The 19,179-nt window shown below is 43.1% G+C and carries 17 protein-coding genes; 6 read left to right on the top strand and 11 right to left on the bottom strand.

All coding sequences use genetic code 11. From position 1 onward, the window contains the following. Nucleotides 1–45: 45 nt before the first annotated feature. Complete coding sequence (locus AC0J2F_RS12905; protein ID WP_473008000.1) at nt 46–537, bottom strand: hypothetical protein; 492 nt, start codon at nt 535–537, stop codon at nt 46–48. A gap of 35 nt (nt 538–572) precedes the next feature. Then, nucleotides 573–2,357 carry a hypothetical protein gene (locus AC0J2F_RS12910; RefSeq protein WP_473008001.1) on the bottom strand — a complete coding sequence of 595 codons (1,785 nt, stop codon included), beginning with the start codon at nt 2,355–2,357 and terminating at the stop codon, nt 573–575. Nucleotides 2,358–2,485: 128 nt separating this feature from the next. Between AC0J2F_RS12910 and AC0J2F_RS12915 the strand changes: the two genes are divergently transcribed. Genes AC0J2F_RS12915 through AC0J2F_RS12925 form a run of 3 tightly spaced genes read left to right on the top strand, consistent with a single transcriptional unit; the run spans nt 2,486 to nt 6,442 of the window. Continuing rightward, on the top strand, nt 2,486–3,010 hold the full coding sequence (locus AC0J2F_RS12915) for an RNA polymerase sigma factor (RefSeq protein WP_198356495.1): 525 nt from the start codon (nt 2,486–2,488) through the stop codon (nt 3,008–3,010). A 50-nt stretch (nt 3,011–3,060) separates the two neighbouring features. Beyond that, entirely contained in the window at nt 3,061–3,951 is an 891-nt protein-coding gene (locus AC0J2F_RS12920; protein WP_473008002.1) for a FecR family protein, read from the top strand. Then, nucleotides 3,944–6,442: a TonB-dependent receptor gene (locus tag AC0J2F_RS12925; RefSeq protein ID WP_473008003.1), complete on the top strand. Its 2,499-nt coding sequence runs from the start codon at nt 3,944–3,946 to the stop codon at nt 6,440–6,442. Before AC0J2F_RS12920 ends, AC0J2F_RS12925 begins: the two co-directional genes overlap by 8 nt. Here the strand turns inward: AC0J2F_RS12925 and AC0J2F_RS12930 are convergent. Further along, nucleotides 6,439–7,176 (bottom strand): energy transducer TonB, encoded by a 738-nt coding sequence (locus tag AC0J2F_RS12930; protein WP_473008004.1) that lies wholly within the window; start codon nt 7,174–7,176, stop codon nt 6,439–6,441. The two genes, AC0J2F_RS12925 and AC0J2F_RS12930, sit on opposite strands and share 4 nt — an antisense overlap. 703 nt (nt 7,177–7,879) lie before the next feature. Between AC0J2F_RS12930 and AC0J2F_RS12935 the strand changes: the two genes are divergently transcribed. Together AC0J2F_RS12935 and AC0J2F_RS12940 are read left to right on the top strand one after the other, a co-directional pair. Next, a complete protein-coding gene (locus AC0J2F_RS12935; RefSeq protein WP_473008005.1) occupies nt 7,880–8,674 on the top strand; it encodes a type IV toxin-antitoxin system AbiEi family antitoxin domain-containing protein in 795 nt (264 codons plus the stop codon). Next, entirely contained in the window at nt 8,671–9,462 is a 792-nt protein-coding gene (locus AC0J2F_RS12940; protein ID WP_473008006.1) for a nucleotidyl transferase AbiEii/AbiGii toxin family protein, read from the top strand. The genes AC0J2F_RS12935 and AC0J2F_RS12940 overlap by 4 nt, the downstream gene beginning before the upstream one ends. On the opposite strand, the gene AC0J2F_RS12945 is transcribed toward AC0J2F_RS12940, so the two are convergent. The 5 genes from AC0J2F_RS12945 to mnmE form a co-directional block, all read right to left on the bottom strand. Then, nucleotides 9,455–10,234: a DUF3987 domain-containing protein gene (locus tag AC0J2F_RS12945; RefSeq protein ID WP_473008007.1), complete on the bottom strand. Its 780-nt coding sequence runs from the start codon at nt 10,232–10,234 to the stop codon at nt 9,455–9,457. The genes AC0J2F_RS12940 and AC0J2F_RS12945 overlap by 8 nt on opposite strands. Beyond that, nucleotides 10,231–10,581: a helix-turn-helix domain-containing protein gene (locus AC0J2F_RS12950; protein ID WP_473008008.1), complete on the bottom strand. Its 351-nt coding sequence runs from the start codon at nt 10,579–10,581 to the stop codon at nt 10,231–10,233. Before AC0J2F_RS12950 ends, AC0J2F_RS12945 begins: the two co-directional genes overlap by 4 nt. Before the next feature lie 279 nt (nt 10,582–10,860). Then, nucleotides 10,861–11,820 carry a tyrosine-type recombinase/integrase gene (locus tag AC0J2F_RS12955; RefSeq protein WP_473008009.1) on the bottom strand — a complete coding sequence of 320 codons (960 nt, stop codon included), beginning with the start codon at nt 11,818–11,820 and terminating at the stop codon, nt 10,861–10,863. Between the two features lie 184 nt (nt 11,821–12,004). Next, nucleotides 12,005–12,202, bottom strand: a complete 198-nt coding sequence (locus AC0J2F_RS12960) for a helix-turn-helix domain-containing protein (RefSeq protein WP_473008010.1) — start codon at nt 12,200–12,202, stop codon at nt 12,005–12,007. Between the two features lie 420 nt (nt 12,203–12,622). Continuing rightward, nucleotides 12,623–14,038, bottom strand: coding sequence for a tRNA uridine-5-carboxymethylaminomethyl(34) synthesis GTPase MnmE (mnmE, locus tag AC0J2F_RS12965; RefSeq protein WP_473008011.1), 1,416 nt, complete (start codon nt 14,036–14,038; stop codon nt 12,623–12,625). A gap of 206 nt (nt 14,039–14,244) precedes the next feature. Between mnmE and AC0J2F_RS12970 the strand changes: the two genes are divergently transcribed. Continuing rightward, entirely contained in the window at nt 14,245–14,607 is a 363-nt protein-coding gene (locus AC0J2F_RS12970; RefSeq protein ID WP_473008012.1) for a DUF4870 domain-containing protein, read from the top strand. 70 nt (nt 14,608–14,677) lie between these two features. On the opposite strand, the gene dnaN is transcribed toward AC0J2F_RS12970, so the two are convergent. From dnaN to AC0J2F_RS12985, 3 genes are all read right to left on the bottom strand, one after another. Further along, nucleotides 14,678–15,796 (bottom strand): DNA polymerase III subunit beta, encoded by a 1,119-nt coding sequence (gene dnaN / locus AC0J2F_RS12975; protein ID WP_473008013.1) that lies wholly within the window; start codon nt 15,794–15,796, stop codon nt 14,678–14,680. Nucleotides 15,797–15,893: 97 nt separating this feature from the next. Next, nucleotides 15,894–18,299 (bottom strand): gliding motility-associated ABC transporter substrate-binding protein GldG, encoded by a 2,406-nt coding sequence (gene gldG / locus AC0J2F_RS12980; protein ID WP_473008014.1) that lies wholly within the window; start codon nt 18,297–18,299, stop codon nt 15,894–15,896. Between the two features lie 3 nt (nt 18,300–18,302). Next, a complete protein-coding gene (locus AC0J2F_RS12985) occupies nt 18,303–19,133 on the bottom strand; it encodes an SAM hydrolase/SAM-dependent halogenase family protein (RefSeq protein WP_473008015.1) in 831 nt (276 codons plus the stop codon). Nucleotides 19,134–19,179: the final 46 nt, after the last annotated feature.

Genomic DNA, 19,179 nt, shown 5'->3' on the forward strand with positions numbered 1-19,179 from the left:
CTGAGAAGTAGTTTTCGCGGTCTTGCATCAACCAAACAAGTAGGTTTAGTTCTTCACAAAGGTCAAGTAGTCTATGCTGCCGTCACCTCCGCTAATATCGATCAGTTCGATGCGTGTGTCTGTTCTTGAAACAATATCCCAATCGTCCGATAGCTCTTCGAAATCAGGTGGCGAAGCAAAGAAGATATTGAAGTCAACATCATCCGAGTCGTCAGATCCGTCATCGTCAGAAGAATCGCTAGAAGAACTGTCCACAGATACAGACCAAGTTCCGGTTACGGTATTGGTGCCGTTGGTAGCTGTTAGCATCCCATCCGCAGCAAAGGTGAACGCATAACCGTTGTAATCGCTGGTTTCGTTCTGGCCGTCGTCTTCGTAGAGCGCTACTCGCCAAGTACCGGAGGCTGCTGTGTTTCTCAATTCTTCTGCCAATAAGTTGGCAGCAGCATTGTTATTATTGTTGTTGTTGTCGTCTTCGCTGCAACTCATTGTAGTAAATGCTACTACGGTCAACATTGCAAGAAGTAAGGATTTCATTGTTTTCATGTCTGTTAAATTGTTTAGTGAGATATTTATAATTTTTCAAAAACTAGTACGTCTAGTTCGCCGTCGCCACCACTGATGTCACGAAGCTCAACGCGGTCTGCTTCTACAGAGAATACATCCCAATCGTCTTCTAATTCATCGAATGGGAAAACTGCTCCAAAATTGAGAACCAGTACAGTGTCAGCTCCAACAACCTCCCAAGTGCCGTCTATGGTATCGGTATCACTTTCAGCGATCAAGGTGCCATCTGCATTAAATGCTAGCTGATATGCTGCAAATGTAGCAGTTTCGTTGGCAGGTCCGTCCATATAAAGGGCAACTACCCAGGTGCCATCGGTAAGAATACCTTCCAATACTGGATCATCACAGCTTACAGGTTCGCGTCCAAAGGTCAGTAGATCTTCTGTTCCGTCGCCTCCGCTAATGTCTCTTAGACGAATGATAGTTTCAGAAAACTCGATCACGTCCCAATCGTCAAATAATTCATCAAAAGGAACAGCTTCACCAAAGTTCAGCACTAGATCAAGACCAGTATCATCGCTAGTTACAGCCCATGTACCGGGTACGGTCTCATCTCCGCTTACTGCTACAGCACTTCCGTCTGCGCCAAACTCAAAGGTGTATCCGCAGAACAGGTCTGTTTGATCTATATCGTCAAAATAGTTGGTTATAAACCAGGCTCCTGTGGCTAGTGCAGCTTCTAGAGCTTCGGCATCCGGATCCGGATCGCCACCACCAGAACCTTCACAATTGCTTTCAAAACGCAGGCGGTCGTCTCCTAATCTAAGGTCTACTTTGAACTCGCCAGGAACCTCTTCAATCTCGTGTAAGATCCAGTTAGCGTTAAAGTCTGGTAGATCCGGAATGTCGATCTCTACCGTTATAGCTGTTCCGGTACCAGAACTAGTCCAGGTTCCAGTGAACTCATCTGTAGCAGTTTCAGCGATGATGATTCCATCTTCTGTGAAAGAGAACAGGTATCCAACATAAGCGTCTTCTAGGTCTTCGTCGTCCAATTCTAGTTTGTCAACAAACCAAGGAGAACATCCTGTCAAAAGATCACCCAGATCATCAGTGGTACAATCGTCGCAATCATCGTCATCATAGTCGTAGTCGTCGTCTTCGTCACAGCTGTCTTCAGCTTCTTCGATAACGGCTTCGAGCTCTTCGAGGTCTTCGATAACCACAGTGCTGCCATCGGCAAGTACTACGCTGATTGGGAACTCAACAGTAACTACATCGCTGTCTTCAATCATTTCAAGGAAAGCGTACATCTGTTCGTCATTCTCAATAACAATTGTTTCTAGCTCCTCTGTTACGGGATTAAAAATGGTCGCGGTAATAGGATATACAAAGTCTAAACATTCAATATCGTCATCGTCTTCTCCTTCATCAGGACAAGTGATAGCCAAGGCCAAGAATTCTTCAATGGAATTCAAGGTCACTTCTGTGTAGTCGGCAAGGGTAACAGTGATCGGGAATACGATCTCTACGGTGTCGGTGTCGTCGTCAGACTCATCGAGTATGTCTTCGATCAGGTCATAGTCCGCTTCTGTATTCACAGTTACTTCTATTCCATTTACAATAACGGTAACGGGAAGGTTTACAGTAAAACAGTTAGCGCTGTCGATAATATTGTCTAAAGAACCGTCGCTAAGACTCACACGTTGCATTAAACCAGCAATGGTGCTGTTAGCTTCTAAGGTTTCTTCTATCGAGGGGTTAATGATCTCAGATTCTTCTGTACGGCAGGAGGTAAAGAAAATCCCGCTCAAAAGAATCAAGGAAAGGGTAAGCTTAAGTAGTTTCATTTTAATTCGTTTAAAGGCCTTTTTAGGCGCGATTCGTAAAGTAAACAACTGTGCCGGAAAAAATCCTGACAATTGTCCTATTTTTTTTGCTATTTATTTTTCTACCTTTATCTAAACACCAGATTTTATTGGAAAAGAATCTTCATAAAGACGTTTGCCAACCCAGTGTATATGAAAAACTATACCGCAGTTTGAGTAAAGACGTACACAATTTCCTCTATTATAAGTTTGGAGCAGATGCAGAGCCAGCAGATAAAACGCAGGAGGCTTTCATTAAGCTATGGGAAAATTGTAAAAAAGTGAGTCCTGAAAAGGCAAAGGCCTTTTTATTTACAACAGCTTCTAATTTGATGTTAAACAGCCTAAAGCACAAAAAGGTAGTCTTAAAGCATCAGCAACAAAATCCAATCAGTCATACTGGCGAGGATCCGGAATTTATAATGCGTACCAAAGAATATTACCAACAATACCAAGAAGCGCTGGCCAGTCTCACCGAAGAACAACGCGTCGCTTTTACCCTGAGTAAGATAGAAGGGAAGAAGCAAGCAGAAATAGCTGAAATGCTCGGGGTCACCAAGAAAGTGGTCGAATACAGAATATACTCGGCTTTTGCGGTGCTTAAAGAACGCTTGGAAAATTTTAGAACCAAATAATCAGGATTTTTTGCATTTGGGTTGTTTATAGAACAGATGAGCATAAAAATATGGATGAAAAATTACTACATAAATGGTTGAATGACGATCTGAGTCCGGCAGAACGCAGGGCGGTGGAACAAGATCCTGATTTCGGATTCTACCAAGCCATACTGCAGGATGCAGCCAGTTTTAAGGCCAGTCAATTCTCGGCCCCTCATTTGTTTGAAAGCCTGGAGAAAGCCGTCGCTGCACCTAAAACCACTAAGCTCCGCTATCTGCAACCCCTATTGCGAATTGCTGCCGTTTTGGTAATCGCTTTGGGTGTATACTTTACCTTATTTAATAATGGTGTCACTACTGTAGAAACCGCAATGACCGAGCAGCGTACCCTTTTTCTGCCGGATGCCTCCGAGGTCATCCTCAATGCAGCTTCTAGTTTGAGCTTTGACCAGGACAGTTGGGACAAGGCCCGTCAGGTCAACTTAGAAGGAGAAGCCTATTTCAAGGTGGCTAAGGGTCAAAAATTTGATGTAATGAGCAGCCAAGGAAAAGTATCGGTACTTGGCACGCAGTTCAAAGTGATCGATCGCGGATCGTTCTTTGAGGTTGTTTGTTATGAGGGGCGTGTGGCAGTTACCTATGGAGATGCCTTACAACCTTTAAACCCAGGAGATGCTATACGCTTTTTAGATGGGGAGGCCAGATTGTACAATGTGAACAATACTGCTCCAAGTTGGTTGGCAGAAAAATCGGATTTCGATGCCGTACCATTAGCAATGGTGCTGCGTGAATTAGAACGCCAATACAATATCACTGTTAAGACCAAGTTAGCAATAAGCGAACGTCAATTCAGCGGAACATTTACCCACAAAGACCTAGAACAAGCCCTAAACCAGATCACTGCCCCTTTACAACTTACCTACAACATTAACGGAAAAGAGGTAACCATAGGTGAATAATTGGAAAATCAGACTTGTAAGCTTTTTGTTATTTGGACTTGTATTCCAGGCCCAAGCTCAAGAGCAGCTTCCTTTGGAGCAAGTATTGGATAGTTTAGAGACTATTCACAAGGTCGATTTCAATTACGATCCTGAGTTAATAAGTGGTAAATCCTTACAACCGATCGATGCCGATCTGCCTTTAGAAACGGCTCTGACCATACTGCGTCAACGCACCCGTTTAGATTTCGAAAGACTTGACCAGACCACTATTAGCATTGTAGGAGTTGTTAATCGATTTACTTTATGCGGATACTTATTGGATAAAGATGATCAATCTCCGCTTGCCTTTGCAAGTGTGCAGGCCGGAGGTCGGGCAACAATTTCCGACGATCAGGGTTACTTTGAGCTGATAGATACCAACCCAGAGGCTCTAGTACAGATACAATACTTGGGTTACAGAACAATAAAGCGACAGGCTAAATTCTTTAAATCCAGTTGTGAGCCAATTTATATGGTTGCCAATCAGCAGCAATTGGCCGCGGTTTATTTGCAGCAATATTTGGTCAAAGGAGTGGACAAGCTCAATTCTGGGGAATACCGTATTGATTTTGACAAATTCAGCACCCTGCCGGGTTTGATCGAGGCCGATGTATTGCAAGCCGTGCAAGCCTTTCCAGGAATACAAAGTGTCAATGAGACAGTCTCTAACATCAACATAAGAGGTGGTACCCACGATCAGAATCTAATTCTCTGGGATGGTATAAAAATGTATCAATCCGGACATTTTTTTGGGCTTATCTCGGTGTTCAATCCGCAAATGAATCAACAAGTGGTATTGACTCAAAATGGTACGCAATCCCAATGGACGGATGGCGTCTCCGGTACCATAGCCATGAAGACTGCCGGACATGTAAACGCTAAGTTCAAAGCCAATTTAGGTGTGAATTTGATCAATGCAGACTTGTTCTTAGATCTACCGATCACGCAGCAGAGTAGTTTGCAAGTAGCTGGGCGAAAATCCTTGAGTGATCTTTTTACGACGCCGACCTTTGATGCCTATTTTGATCGAATCGCCCAAAATACAGAAGTTACGCAGCAGCAGGCCAATACTGTAAATACAGATCAGAGCTTTGACTTCTACGACACTTCATTGCGCTATTTACATCGCATTTCGGACAAGGACAGACTGCGAGCCAATTTTTTACTGATCAATAATAAATTGGTATTTACGGAGAATGCCGTATTGTCCTCCGCAGTAGAATCACGCCAAAGCCAAGTGACCCAAAATAGCATAGCCGCCGGCCTGCAGTACATTCGCGATTGGTCTCCTAATTTCCAAACGGAGCTTCAGGCTTACAATACCGACTATATATTAGAGGCTATCAATGCCAACGTACAATTCTCACAGCGGTTTTTACAGGAGAATTCAGTGTCCGAGACAGGAGCCAAGGCTTTAGCGCATTGGCAATTCAATGAGCGATTTAAATTTTCTGGAGGATATCAATTCATTGAGACCAAGGTGCGCAATTTGGACGATGTTGATAATCCGGTGGTTAGAACCCTAAGTGGAGAAGTATTGCGTATTCACAGTGGTTTTGCTGGTGTGGCCTTGGCCGATCAGAATTCCAACTGGAGCGGTAATCTGGGAGGTCGGTATAGCTATATTCCGAAGTTTAGAGAACATATTATTGAACCGCGATTGCGTTTGGCTTATGCCTTCACACCAGAACTGTCCGCAGAATTGATGGGTGAATTCAAACACCAAGTGACCACTCAGGTGATCAATTTCCAGAACGACTTCTTAGGGGTGGAGAAAAGACGTTGGCGTTTGGCCAACGACAGTACCATTCCTATTTTAAGGAGCAAACAGGCTTCCTTTGGGCTGAATTATAAGAAGGGTGATTTCTTAGTAGGGGCAACCGCATTTATTAAAGATGTAAACGGCATTACAGCCAGAAGTCAAGGATTCTTGAATCAATTCGAGTTCAGCGAGGCCAATGGAGACTATCAGGCTTACGGATTGGACCTATTGATCAGACAGAATCTCTGGCGATTGCAGTTGTGGTCCAGCTATTCCTATTTAGACAATACCTATAACTTTCCCAGCTTACTGGCAGAGGAATTTCCATCAAATTTCGATATAACGCATACGGTAAGTGCGGGTATTGCCTATGATCACAAAGGATTCAAAGCCTCCATAGGTGCTAATTGGAGAACAGGTAGACCTTTTACCTTACCAGTTCCAGGTTCGGAAATAGTGGGAGGAAACGTGAATTACGGTTTCCCGAATCAAAACAATTTGGACGAATTTCTGCGGATAGATGCCTCCGCAGCATATCGTTTCCAGACAGGTCGTATGCGCTTTCAAGTAGCGGCTTCCGTTTGGAACTTGACCAATAGAAAAAATGTATTGAATCGCTTTTACAGTGTGGTCTCTGAACAACTAACCCAAGTAAATCAAAGTTCACTTGGGCTAGTTCCTAATGTTGCGCTGCGGATGTTCTACTAATGCGGATTCTCTACTTGGAATAAGATAGGCAGCATATAGAGTACCCCAACAGGCTTGCCGCGTTGCTTACCTGGGGTCATCAATGGAAGTTTACTCACCACGCTAATTGCTTCTTTTTCTAGTCTCGGGTGCGGAGCACGAGCCTTTACGTCGACTACTTGGCCTTTTTCGTTTATTCTAAACTGCACACTGATACGTTGACGACCTTCTAAACCGAGTTCTGCAGCAAGACCGGTGTCGAAGTTCTTCTGTACAAAAGCCATCACCTGTTGTGACAGACAGTCCTTCTTAGCGTCTTTACCACTCAAGGATTCACATCCCGGATAAATAGGTACATCTTCTATCACGTGAAATGGAACCGTTATAATCTCTTCTTCCTCCTCAACTTCTTCAACTTCTTCTATCTCAACTACCACGCCTTCGTCTTGACTGGTTTCTGTAGATTCTATAACCGTTTCTTCTATGTCTAGGTCATCTTCTACGATCTCAATAGAAGTTTGGACTATAGCTGGCGGAGGCGGAGGCGGGGGTGCATTCTCTGTAATTTCCGTTATTGGGATATCGTCTTGAAATTCAGCTTCCAGATCTATCTCTGCAAAGCTCAGATCTATTTTCTCTGCGGTTTCCCACTCTAAGGCACGCCAAGAAATGAACAACATCAGGGCGAGGCCAAATAGGAAAAAGGTGTGGCTCCATCCGCTGATCTTTACTTTAGGGTTCTTTTTAACTTCCATAATTACCGATTTGATGGTAAAAAGGTAATTGTCTCCCTAGGGCAATAAAATGATATATATCAGTTGGTTGTGTAGTCGCCCGTAACTAGCGGCATTTATTTACCGTTGCACGTCCCAACCTCTTCGGTCGGAGCCGCAACACACTTATTATCTGTCGTTTACGTGCTAAACACACGCAACAAAAAAGCAACAAGTGTCTAAAATGGCCTTTTTGCTTGCGACAAATAAGCAACAACAAAGAATGGTAAAACGAAGGTAACTCTTTTTTGGAAATAGCCGTTTTTGGTGGTCGATTTTTGATTGGGGCGGTGGGGATAGGTTTTGTGTGGGGAGAGTGAGATTCACCTGGTTTGATGGTATGTTAGGAGGGTTTCTCCAGTTATTCGAATTTTTCGAAAAACTGGATTTGGTAAGGTGAGCTGTCCGAATTTTCGGATGCTTCGGCTTGATCGTTATGGATGCCCGAACAATCCCCCGAACTTTTTCCCGAACAATTAACGGTATGATTGAGCCTTAGTCGCTATGGATGAACTGTGGATGAACTGTGTGGAAGACAGAACAAGTAACCGCGTGTCTGTGATAGGTTCACCCCGCAAGTCAAAGCTGATAATAATTGGCTTCAGTACCTTGAATTCGAAATAGTTTTAGTAATAATTCGCGTAAGTAGCCAAAAAATGGTATATTGCGCGAAATAATACTAAAGATGACTGTCTCTGAGTTTATAAGAAACATTCAAGGATACGAGGAATATTCATTCTCATGGGAGGAATTAGTGCAAGACACTCAAGGGTCGACTTCTACCATCCGAAAAGAACTTGACAGGCTTGCAAATTCTCGAGAAATTATCAAACTCAGAACGGGTTACTACCTTATCATACCACCTAGGTATCAAGACTTTAACCGCATCCCTACTCAACTTTATGTCGATAAGCTATTTAAATCTATAAATAAAAAATATTATTTGGGGTTGTATTCTGCAGCAGGATTTCATGGTGCATCTCATCAAAAAATACAACAAGACTACGTAATCACAGAGGCGCCATCTATTCTGGATATAAAAAAGGGTAATATTCAGATTAAATTTTTTACAGTTCAGAATTGGCCAGAAAGTAATATTGTGAAAATGAAATCGGATGCCGGACTTTTTAACGTTTCATCACCAGCTTTAACCTTTATAGATTTGGTGCATTTCCATTCGAAAATTGGAGGACTCAATAGAATGTTGGCAATCTTGGAAGAACTATTGCCAGAGATCACTTTAGACGATTTAACCTCGTTGCTTGCCTGGTATCCATATAGGAGTTCCATTCAAAGATTGGGGTATTTGATGGACTATTTGAATTCGCCTAAGGAATTAACAGAAGTAGTAAGTAAACACTTGGAAAGGCGAACGTACTTCCCTGTACTGCTGAGTCCTAGAGTGAAGGAAAAAGCGGGGGCAGCGCCGAACCATTGGAAGGTAGATGTCAATGTAGAATTACAATCTGATTTAGCATGATTCCAAAACCATATATCGCCAAATGGAAAAAGGTTGCACCATGGAAATCCTTTGACCAGGTCGAACAGGATTTGGTTATCAGTAGGATATTGGTTGAACTATTTTCGGATGAGTTTATAAGTGAACATTTAGCATTTCGAGGTGGTACCGCATTGCATAAACTATACCTTCATCCAGCACCTCGCTATTCGGAGGATATCGACTTAGTGCAAATCAAAGAAGGTCCAATCAAACCGATTTTAAAAAGAATAAAAGATATAATTAGTTTTTTTGAAGAACCCAGGCAGACAAAAGTTGGAGGTCACGGGGCAAAAGCGTTTTACAGATTTGTATCAGAATACGAAGGGGTAAGATTAAAAATTAAGCTTGAAATTAACAGTAAGGAACATTTTAATGTACTAGATTGGGTTGAGTTTCCATTCACTGTCGAAAACGATTGGTACAGTGGAACTGCAAATATCCGAACCTATAGTATTAATGAGTTACTAGGGACTAAATTTCGAGCTTTATACCAACGGAAAAAAGGTCGAGATTTGTTTGATTTAGACTATGCTCGTTTGCATCAATCCTTGGATTTTGACCAGATTATTTCTGTATTCAATGAGTACATGATGTTTTCCATTGGTAACATTCCAACTGCAAGACAATTTGAGTTGAACCTTCAAGAAAAGAAAGAATCACCTGATTTTACCGGGGATATGGAAGCTCTATTAAGACCAGGAATAGAATATGACCAAGATAAAGCATTTGAATGGGTACAAAATGAACTGATCACAAAACTTAGATAGCACCAACCGATATGTCCTTCAACGAAAATAGTAGAGTTAAAATCCCGGCGATCTTGCATTTGTGCAGGTTGGGGTACGAGTATTTGCCCTTGTCAAAGGCGAAATGGAATTCAATAGGAAACAACGCAGATTGATGTCTATTAAACCTTCGTTGCATTTCAACCGATTCATGATGGAACGCACAGCGGAGTACGTCGCTGAAATTGCCCCAATCTTGGGTTAAGGAATTGGCCAGCGTATCGGCTTCTGTGCTAAACAAGATTCCCATTTCGTCATTTTCAGTCAGCGTATTGATAAATGAACTGGCCGAACTGTTGGCAGGAATAAACAAGAGTTTCTGTTTCGGGATAGGAAGGGAGGACGGATCCTCATTTTTGGATTTCATTTCACTCTTGCGTTCTTCAAATCCTTCCATCGCTGCTCGTGTAGCCTCAATCCGACTCATATGAATGGGCTTGCCGAGCAATCGTAAATGATTCAAGACTCCTTTACCTGCGCCTGCGGGAGCGTCAATAAATGCAAAGAGGTTGGGGTACACCTTACGGTTGTCATACAACCCATAAATATTGGGTAGGCATCCAGAAATCACCGTGATGGCACCAATTAGAAGCACATCGCGCTCTTGTCTATTGATTCCAATGTCAACGATAGGTTTCAAACATTCGGGTATCATATCAAAAACAGAATCATCGATAAGACCGTCTACCGAATGAACGTAATTTGGTACATAGAACGCATCGTCCTTTTCTGATTCAGTATTAGCCCTACTCATCGCTTAAGGGGATTCTTCTTGGTATAGAGTTGACCTTCTTTACTGATATGGCGGATTTCTTTCTGCTTGCCTCGATTTAACCAATAATCTAGGTCGCCACGTCTAAACAAAATTTTCTTACCATTTTTATAAAAAGGCACCTTTCGTTTGCTCGTGAGGGTGTAGAGGGTTTGTTTGGCAATGTGCAGGTATGCAGCTGCCTGTTCAGAATTAAGGACCTCTTCGCGATGGTCAATCTTAATTTGTTCTTGCGAACGTTGTTCGTGCTGCTGCTCTAGCGCATTTTGAATGGCATCATTGACAATGTCTGCAATAAATGCTTCGAGATGGGAAAATGTTTTATCCATATGTATTTATTTTCCCTAACCCTATCAAACAAATTGCCATGCCAATTTTTACTGATAGCTTGTCATATTTATCGAAGTTTACAAGAGGGAATCGAACCTTCGAAGACTGTCTAAATTGCTCATAATCTGCACATTATGGTACGCTCTGTTACACTTTCTGCGCAGCATATTCTCCCAAATACAGTTTATTACGCAGTTAAAAAAAAGTTTAGGTTCGTTTCCCTTTTTAAGTAAAAATCTCCATTAATCCGACATGTTGTCATGACAGATTTGGCAAAATCACTTTAAATCGTTGTCAGTTTTTAGTCCAAGATGGATTCGACCCATGGCCTCGGTTTTCGTTTTATCCATCACCTTACCGTATATCTGTGTGGTATGGATATTTTTATGTCCTAGGAGCTTTGACACGGTATAGATATCGGTTCCTTCCGCCAGTTGCAATGTGGCAAAGGTGTGACGGAAATTGTGGAAGGTGATTTTCTTGGTGATTTTGGCCTTTTTAAGCCATCGTTGTAACTCAGCGTAGTGGGCACTGAATTTATAGTCTGGGAAAACCGAAGATTCCAGAGATTCACTAGGTGCACCTAACAAGGCAATAGCTTCATCCGAAAGGGGAAGCGTTTCCTCAGACTTAGTCTTGTTCATGCTAAAACGAACGAAATAGCCCATCGATTCCGAGTGTTGAATCTTGGACCATGTCAAACTCATGATATCACCCATGCGCATACCGGTCAAAGCAGAGAACAAACATGAATTTTTCATGGCCTCGGTAGGGGTAGAGGTATTGGCCAGACGGATGAGTTCCTCCTTGGTCAAAAACTCTCTGTAGGTTTCAGGCTGTGAAATGCCTTTAACCAAATCAAAGGGATTTTGCATAACATGACCCATTGCCGTGGCTTCCCGAACGCATGCACGCAGCTTATTATAATAGCAATATGCTGAACTATCGCTGATGCGCATCTGAGGTGAATTGATTCGCGTAGCCTTTGTCAATAAGAAGTCCTTATAATCATTAATAAGTTGGGGCTTGAGATCACCAAAAGTGCAATGCCCTTTAACAAACTTATCGAATGTCTTGTACGAAGCTACCCAGCCACCATGGTTACTGGTCTCCTTACTTTTCTTCTCCATCTGCTGACGATAGAATTCCAAGAAATCATCGTATTCTGCAGAACGAGCGAAGCCATACCGTCCTGCAATTCGGTCTATTTGGCGCTGTGAAGCGACGGATCTTGCCATCAATTCAACCTCACGGTTATGTCTTCGTTCAAATTCATCTCTTGGAGGATTGTACAAGAACATCTCTAAGAATTCCCACCGAGTGGATTTCCCAGTCTTGGGTGAAATGATAGGTGGGTAATAGTCCAGGTATAAAGAAATTTTACCGTTGGATTATGCTCGTTTGCGTAATGTGACTTTCATTTTATTGATTATTTAAAAATTGATTAAAAGATTTCTGCGGTATGATGCGACGCCCTAAGATTTTTAAGGTTTGAATCCTTCCCTGTTTGATGGCCCGTTGAATGGTCCATCGGGACACACCTAATAGAAGAGCTGCTTCCTCCACACTGAGGTATTCACGGGCTTGAAGTTCCTTGAGCGGAGCAGACAATTTCTCCAAACTTTCTTGGTTGGCGTTAGCGATCTTCTCTTGTCGCTTACGGTCTTTGTACGCTCTGCTCGCACATTTATGTGAGCAGTACTGGGTTGTGGATTTGCGTGCCTCAAATAGATTTTGGCAAAACATGCAAATCTTGGGGATTGGGTCTTTACTCGCTGTCATTGTCATTTCTCCGCGTTGGTGCACAATGGTGCAGGTTGGTGCTCCATGGTGCACATTGGTGCAACTTTTTTTACTCTGCTCTTAAATCGTTGCTCATTTGTTGCTGGCCTCGATTGTTGCGACAAATGAGCAACAAAAAGGATACAAAACGCGAAAAGAGCCAAAAATGACATACGTCAAAATTTGACTGTAAACGACTGAAAATAAGCGCGTTGAATTTGTTTTTAGCTATCGATGATTATCGATGCTTACCCGGGTTTACTTCCCTATGCAGAAGTTGGCAAAGATGTTCCCCAAGAGCTCGTCATTGGTGATCTCACCAGTGATCTCTCCGAGGTGATATAAGGCCTGCCTAATGTCTATAGCCAAGAGATCACCGCTCAAATTGGCCTCCATGCCTTCGCGTACTTTAGTGATCTCTTCTAGGGCTTTAAGCAAGGCATCGTAGTGGCGGCTGTTGGTCACTATAGATTGGTCGTTCTTTAAAGCGCCTGTATTCACAAATTCCAACAAGCCGTTTTGTAAGGCTTCTACGCCCGCCTTTTCTTTCGCAGACATGACGATCTCTTGGGTTTGCGGTAAGTCTGCGGTTGCTTCTCTTAACAGCTGAATTACTGCGGACTGCTTTTGGGATGGCAGTAGATCGAGTTTGTTTGCTACCACTAATAAAGGTTTCTGCGGATGTTTCTCTTTGAGTTCTCGCAATTGCTGCTTGAGCTCTTGAGACTCGTCGAGCACGGCACTAGCTTCTATCAGGTATATGATCACCTGTGCCTGATTGATCTTTTCGAAGGTTCGGGCTATACCGATCTGTTCTATGGTATCTTCAGTAGCGCGTATGCCGGCAGTATCGATGAATCTAAAATTAAGGCCACCAACACTGATCTCATCTTCTACAGTATCTCTTGTGGTTCCGGCTATATCAGAAACTATAGCGCGTTCTTCGTTCAGTAAGGCATTCAGCAGTGTAGATTTCCCAACATTGGGAGCTCCAACAATGGCTACGGGAATGCCGTGTTTAATAACATTTCCTATAGCGAAACTATCTACCAAGCGTTTAAGTACAGCCTGTAAGCGCTCTAATAAGGACTCAAAGGCCGTCCGATCTGCAAATTCCACATCCTCTTCACTAAAATCGAGCTCCAATTCTATAAGCGAAGCAAAGTTCAGTAATTCTTGACGCAGGTTTTTGATCTCTTCTGAGAAGCCACCGCGCATCTGTTGCATAGCCACCTGATGGGCCGCTTCGCTATCTGAAGCAATAAGATCTGCCACTGCTTCTGCCTGGCTCAAATCCATCTTGCCATTTACAAAAGCGCGCAAGGTAAATTCTCCCGGTTTTGCAGCCCGACAACCATTAGCTAGAGCCAAGTTGATGATCTTTTGTTGTATATAAGGCGATCCGTGACAAGAAAACTCAACCACATCTTCTCCAGTATACGAGGTAGGGCCTTTATAGAGTAAGGCCAGTACTTCGTCGACAGTCTTACCGTCTGCTACTATATGGCCTAGGTGAGCGGTATGTGTCTTCTGTTTTTGCAACTGTTTGCCATGAACAGAAACAAAGAGTTTGTCTGCGATAGCTATTGCATCGGCTCCAGATAGGCGAATAACAGCTATAGCTCCTGTTCCAGGCGGAGTTGCTAGGGCAACAATGGTTTCTTGTGGTATCACAGGGCAAAAATAGCCATTTAGCCCAACAGTACAGATACGGACACGTGTAACATTTTTTCTCCCTCACGACTAATAAAGCAAAATCCAACTCATGAAAACAGAGCATCCAACTTCCAAACTCAAGCAATTGGGCCTCATTGTGGCGCTTTTTGCTCTCGGGTTTTTGTTCGGGCACTATGTTTTATTAAACTTATTTCTATAACCCCATGGAAGTTTTAAACGACAGCAACACCAAATCTAACAGTCAATTAGTAGTTATTATGCACTTATCTCAGCTGCTGAATTTAGTTTCAGGATTGGGAGGTGTTATCGTGCCGCTAGTTATCTGGCTTTCACAACGCGATCGCGATACAGCGATAGACAGACACGGGAAACAGATCATGAACTTTCAGATCACCATGTTCTTGGCGGCCATAGTGGCTATTCCGTGTATCTTCTTATTCGGACTGGGTATCTTGATGTTACTCGGTATCGGGCTACTTACTCTAGTACTTCCAATAATTGGAGGAATCAAAGCCAGTAATGGAGAATACTTTGAATATCCATTCACCCTACAATTGATCAAATAGATCAACGTATACAAATAGTAAAAAGCCGCTTCTGTTAGGAAGCGGCTTTTTTAATTAACACTGAAAACGGTTAGTTATTCAACATAACCGGCATGACAAGCATAGTTACCTGCTCGCCCTCATCCAAACCATCCACAGGGGTTAGAATTCCCGCGCGGTTCGGAAGCGACATTTCCAAGGAAACGTCTGTACTGTTTAGGTTGCCCAGCATTTCGGTTAGAAATCTGGAATTGAAGCCAATTTGCATATCATCTCCCTGGTAATCGCAGGTAAGGCGCTCTTCGGCTTTGTTGCTGTAATCGATATCTTCCGCAGAGATATTGAGCTCTGCACCCGCTATCTTTAAGCGAATTTGATGGGTTGTTTTGTTACTGAAAATAGACACACGTTTCACCGAGTTAAGGAATTGGTTGCGGTCTATGGTCAATTTATTCGGATTCTCCTTAGGGATCACCGCTTCGTAGTTTGGATATTTCCCGTCTATCAAACGACAGATCAAGGCGGTGTTATCGAAACTAAATTTAGCGTTGGACTCGTTGTATTCTACCTTTACCATTTCTTCGCTGCCTGCCAAAATACTCTTGAGCAGATTAAGCGGCTTTTTAGGCATGATAAATTCTGCAGCAGCGGCGGCGGCAACATCAGCGCGTTCGTATTTTACGAGCTTGTGCGCATCCGTAGCTACGAAAGTCAATTTATCGGTATCGAACTGAAAGAAAACACCGCTCATTACTGGTCGCAGATCATCGTTACCACTGGCAAAGATGGTCTTTGCTATAGCTGTAGCCAATACATCGCCCATGATCTCCGTAGTGTTTGGATCACTCAGCGCAATGGCCGATGGGAATTCTGCACCATCAGCATAGGCTAGTGCGTATTTACCGTGGTTAGAACTGATCTCTACAGTGTTGTTATCTTCTACAGTAAAAGTTAGTGGCTGCTCCGGAAAGGTCTTTAAGGTATCTAAGAGCAAACGTGCAGGAATACAAACCTGTCCGCTTTCACTGCTTTCTACTTCCAATTGCGCACTGATGGTCGTTTCCAGATCGGATGCAGAAACGGTAAGTGCATTACCGTCCAGATCGAATAAAAAGTTATCTAAGATTGGAAGGGTATTGTTGTTATTAATGATACCGCCCAATACTTGTAATTGCTTTAGTAAATAGGTGCTTGATACTATGAATTTCATTCGTTGTAACTATCGTGATTGACTGCGCGAAGTCGAATTCGCTCTATTTACAAATATATCGCATCACTGCCGATTGCGGAAACTAATTTATTAACAACTAGCGGGCGTATTTTCGGCGTCTGTTCCAGCGGTAGACGAATCCTATCAAGGCTAGCAAAGTGAGTGGTAACAAGATGTTTAGCGCCTGCCATAGTGTGGCATCTCTTGCAATTTTCTGCTGATCCAAAAAGGCCAGCTTGATTTCTTTGGATCGAATGTTTATAAGTCCGCTATCGTCCAAGAGATAATTGACCGTATTCAGCAAGAATTCCTTGTTCCCGTAGAAGTTTCCGGTAAGTCGGTCGTAACCTAATTCTAAGGGTCTGTTGGCTTGTAAATCGTTTCTGATGAGATCTCCATCGCTTATCACTACCATCTTGGAGGCTACTCCTTGATCCTTATGGCCGGCGTAATTATATGGCTTCTGTCTGTTCATGAAAACAGAGGTGAATTCGCCCTCTAAGAGCACCGCCATCGGTATCTCGCCCGCATTGAAAACGGCAGGGTCCGGGCCTTCGCCAACGGTCTTTAAAAACCCTTCAATTTCTTCTAAACGTATTAGATTCGGCACTCCGCGAATAGTAGAGAGTGGAGAGCTACTCAACAATACAGTCTTGGAAATGCCATTTTCTAAGGTATCTATTCCAGAAGGATATTGCAATTTAACCGCCTCTATATTGGTAGTAATTGGGTGTTCGATGCCACTAGCGGTAAGCGGGTTATAAAACCAAGGATAACGCTCATATTGCGATTCTTGACCATTTCCTGTAGCCAAGACCAAAGGTGCAGCATAAACATCTAACACCAAGTTAGGGTTTATACGCACGCCATATTTAAAAAAGAAATCAGTCAAGTTCAGATCCTTGGGCGTCGCTAAATACTCTCCAGTAAGTTGAAGGCTGTCTGTTTCCATGGTAATAGCATCTACCAGCCACAAGCTTTTTCCACCTAGCATTTGATACTGATCTAGGATATACTTCTCCGCAGTATTGAAACGTTGCGTTGGCTTTGCAGATACTATAAGGTCAAATTCGTTGAGTTTCGATAGGGTTCCACCAGGATTACTCGCCACAGAATCCAATGTGAATTCAGCGATGAAGTAGTAGTCACGCAGGCTTCTAAAGAAATCGGCTATATAAGCATCCTGCAATTGACCATTGCCTTTTAGCACTGCAACCTTGCGTTTTTTTGGCTCGATAACCTTTGAAAAGCCATCGGCGAAAGCGTATTCCAAATTTTGAATGGAATTCAGCACGCGTTCTTCCATGCTGGTGCCCAATTGATTCTTAAGCAGCGGCACAGCGACCGTTTTATCCTGATAATTGGCAAGTGCCCAAGGATAGATCAATTCTTGTTTGGTCTGTCCTGCTTGCCGAACAGTGGCGCGGGCAGGTAAGATTCCCATATTGGCCAATTGCTGTTGTACCTGCTCCGGATTCTCTTCGTCTTCCAACACATTGACAAACTCAAAGTTTACCCGTCTGTTTACACTTTTAAACCCTTGCAACAATTGTTTGGTCTCCGCTTGAAGCTTGCGAAACTCAGCAGGGAATTCCCCCTCTAAAAAGACTGTTACATTCAAAGGGGCTTCGGCTTTTTCAAGTAGCTTCTCCGTAGCTTCGTTGAGGCTGTAGCGTTTGTCTGCAGTGAGGTCAAAACGTTTGCTCGGTAAAATAAAAGAGGCAGCGACCAGCACGATAAACAGCAGGCTTGGTTTTATAAACTGCTTGGGTTGAATCCGTTTTCTCCCTTGAATTAGAGCCATTTCTGTACCGGTCAACATAAAGAGTATAAATGCAAGAAAGTAGAATAGATGTTTGATGTCTACCACGCCGCGGCCCAGATCTTCATAACGCCACTGCATGCCCAGGTCGTTGAGAACGCCAGAGCCCCTACCTAAGCTCTCTGCTATACCCTGCAGGCCAAAATAAGCTCCGAAGCAACCAATCACGCCAAACAGGAAAGCAACGATCTGATTGCTGGTCAAACTACTGGCAAGTACCCCTATGCTCGCAAAGGCAGCCATGAGTAGAAAGAGACCTAAATACGAGCCAAAGATGCTGCCGTAATCCAACAGGTCTGCGTCTATCTTTAAGCTCTCTAAACTCAATAAATACAATAGTGTAGGTAGGAGGCTGATGATCAGCAGCACAAGTATCCCTAGGTATTTTGCTAATACCAGACCACTTGTACTAATGGGTTTGGTGAGTAAAAGTTCTAGTGTGCCACTTCTTTTTTCCTCACTAAAACTGCGCATGCTCACGGCTGGAATCAAAAATACCAATATCCAAGGAGCGAGCTGAAAAAAGCTGGCCAGATCTGCAAATCCTGCGTACAGTATGTTGAATGGGCCGTCAAAGACCCAAAGGAATAAACCGTTGACCACTAAAAAAACACCGATCACTAAATAGCCTACTGCCGAGGAAAAGAAGGATGCGATTTCACGTTTAATAATGGCGATCATAAGTTATATGAATTTTACGGTTACGGTATCGCGATAGCCCAACCCAAAGAGGGTCGACGCACTACCTACGGTACTGGGGTTGCTTTTGTAAATGGCGAGTTCCAGATAGCCAGAAGAGTTCCAAACGGCTAATTTCTTGCCATCCTCTTCACGGCGGTCTGGATGCACATCAAAGTTTATGGCGTCGCTATAACGTTCAAAAACCTTATTGAATCTTACGGTACGCGCCGAAATATTGAACCCTCGTCCTTTTCGCGTATTCTCAAAGAGCGTCCTGTTTATATTGGTGATCACATTGCCGTAATTGTCAATATAGATTACGTTTCCGATGATCTGGCTCGCATCTGTGTTTATCACAGGAGTTATTCCTTTGAGTTGTTTGATCTGTTGAATGTCTTTTCCAATGACATCCAAAGTGCCTCCTCGGGCAATATGGCAAGCCACTTCTACAAAAACATCTAAAACCGGGAAATTGCTTTTGAGTCTGTCGTGGATATTGATGGCTACCATTTTCTCCGGACGGAATTCCTGAGTGATCATAGAGATGATGCCGTTATCTGCGCAAACAAAATAATGCCCGTCCAAATAGACCGCGATATGCTTGTTCTCTGGATTGAGCTCCGAATCTATCCCGATGATATGTATCGTGCCTAACGGAAAGCTCTTGTAGGCATTCTGTATGATGTAGGCTGCTTCGCTGATGTGGAAAGGCGAAATGGAGTGGGAGATATCGACAATACGCACATCTTCTAAAGCGCTGTAGATGCCGCCTTTAACCGCTCCTGCAAAGTGATCTTTCTCTCCAAAATCAGTTGTTAAGGTGATAATTGGCATCCCTTGGATTGTTGATATTTTGTTAATTCTTTGAGGTAAAAATAAC

It is taken from the genome of Gilvibacter sp. CC01 (assembly GCF_055755295.1).

Excerpts from the sequence above, each read along its gene's own strand:
- AC0J2F_RS12935 (WP_473008005.1), top strand. The coding sequence starts at position 7,880 with ATGACTGTCTCTGAGTTTATAAGAAACATTCAAGGATACGAGGAATAT.
- AC0J2F_RS12985 (WP_473008015.1), bottom strand. The coding sequence starts at position 19,133 with ATGCCAATTATCACCTTAACAACTGATTTTGGAGAGAAAGATCACTTT.
- AC0J2F_RS12970 (WP_473008012.1), top strand. The coding sequence starts at position 14,245 with ATGGAAGTTTTAAACGACAGCAACACCAAATCTAACAGTCAATTAGTA.
- AC0J2F_RS12945 (WP_473008007.1), bottom strand. The coding sequence starts at position 10,234 with ATGAGTAGGGCTAATACTGAATCAGAAAAGGACGATGCGTTCTATGTA.
- AC0J2F_RS12910 (WP_473008001.1), bottom strand. The coding sequence starts at position 2,357 with ATGAAACTACTTAAGCTTACCCTTTCCTTGATTCTTTTGAGCGGGATT.
- AC0J2F_RS12930 (WP_473008004.1), bottom strand. The coding sequence starts at position 7,176 with ATGGAAGTTAAAAAGAACCCTAAAGTAAAGATCAGCGGATGGAGCCAC.
- AC0J2F_RS12940 (WP_473008006.1), top strand. The coding sequence starts at position 8,671 with ATGATTCCAAAACCATATATCGCCAAATGGAAAAAGGTTGCACCATGG.
- dnaN (WP_473008013.1), bottom strand. The coding sequence starts at position 15,796 with ATGAAATTCATAGTATCAAGCACCTATTTACTAAAGCAATTACAAGTA.
- AC0J2F_RS12920 (WP_473008002.1), top strand. The coding sequence starts at position 3,061 with ATGGATGAAAAATTACTACATAAATGGTTGAATGACGATCTGAGTCCG.
- AC0J2F_RS12905 (WP_473008000.1), bottom strand. The coding sequence starts at position 537 with ATGAAATCCTTACTTCTTGCAATGTTGACCGTAGTAGCATTTACTACA.
- AC0J2F_RS12955 (WP_473008009.1), bottom strand. The coding sequence starts at position 11,820 with ATGGCAAGATCCGTCGCTTCACAGCGCCAAATAGACCGAATTGCAGGA.
- AC0J2F_RS12950 (WP_473008008.1), bottom strand. The coding sequence starts at position 10,581 with ATGGATAAAACATTTTCCCATCTCGAAGCATTTATTGCAGACATTGTC.
- gldG (WP_473008014.1), bottom strand. The coding sequence starts at position 18,299 with ATGATCGCCATTATTAAACGTGAAATCGCATCCTTCTTTTCCTCGGCA.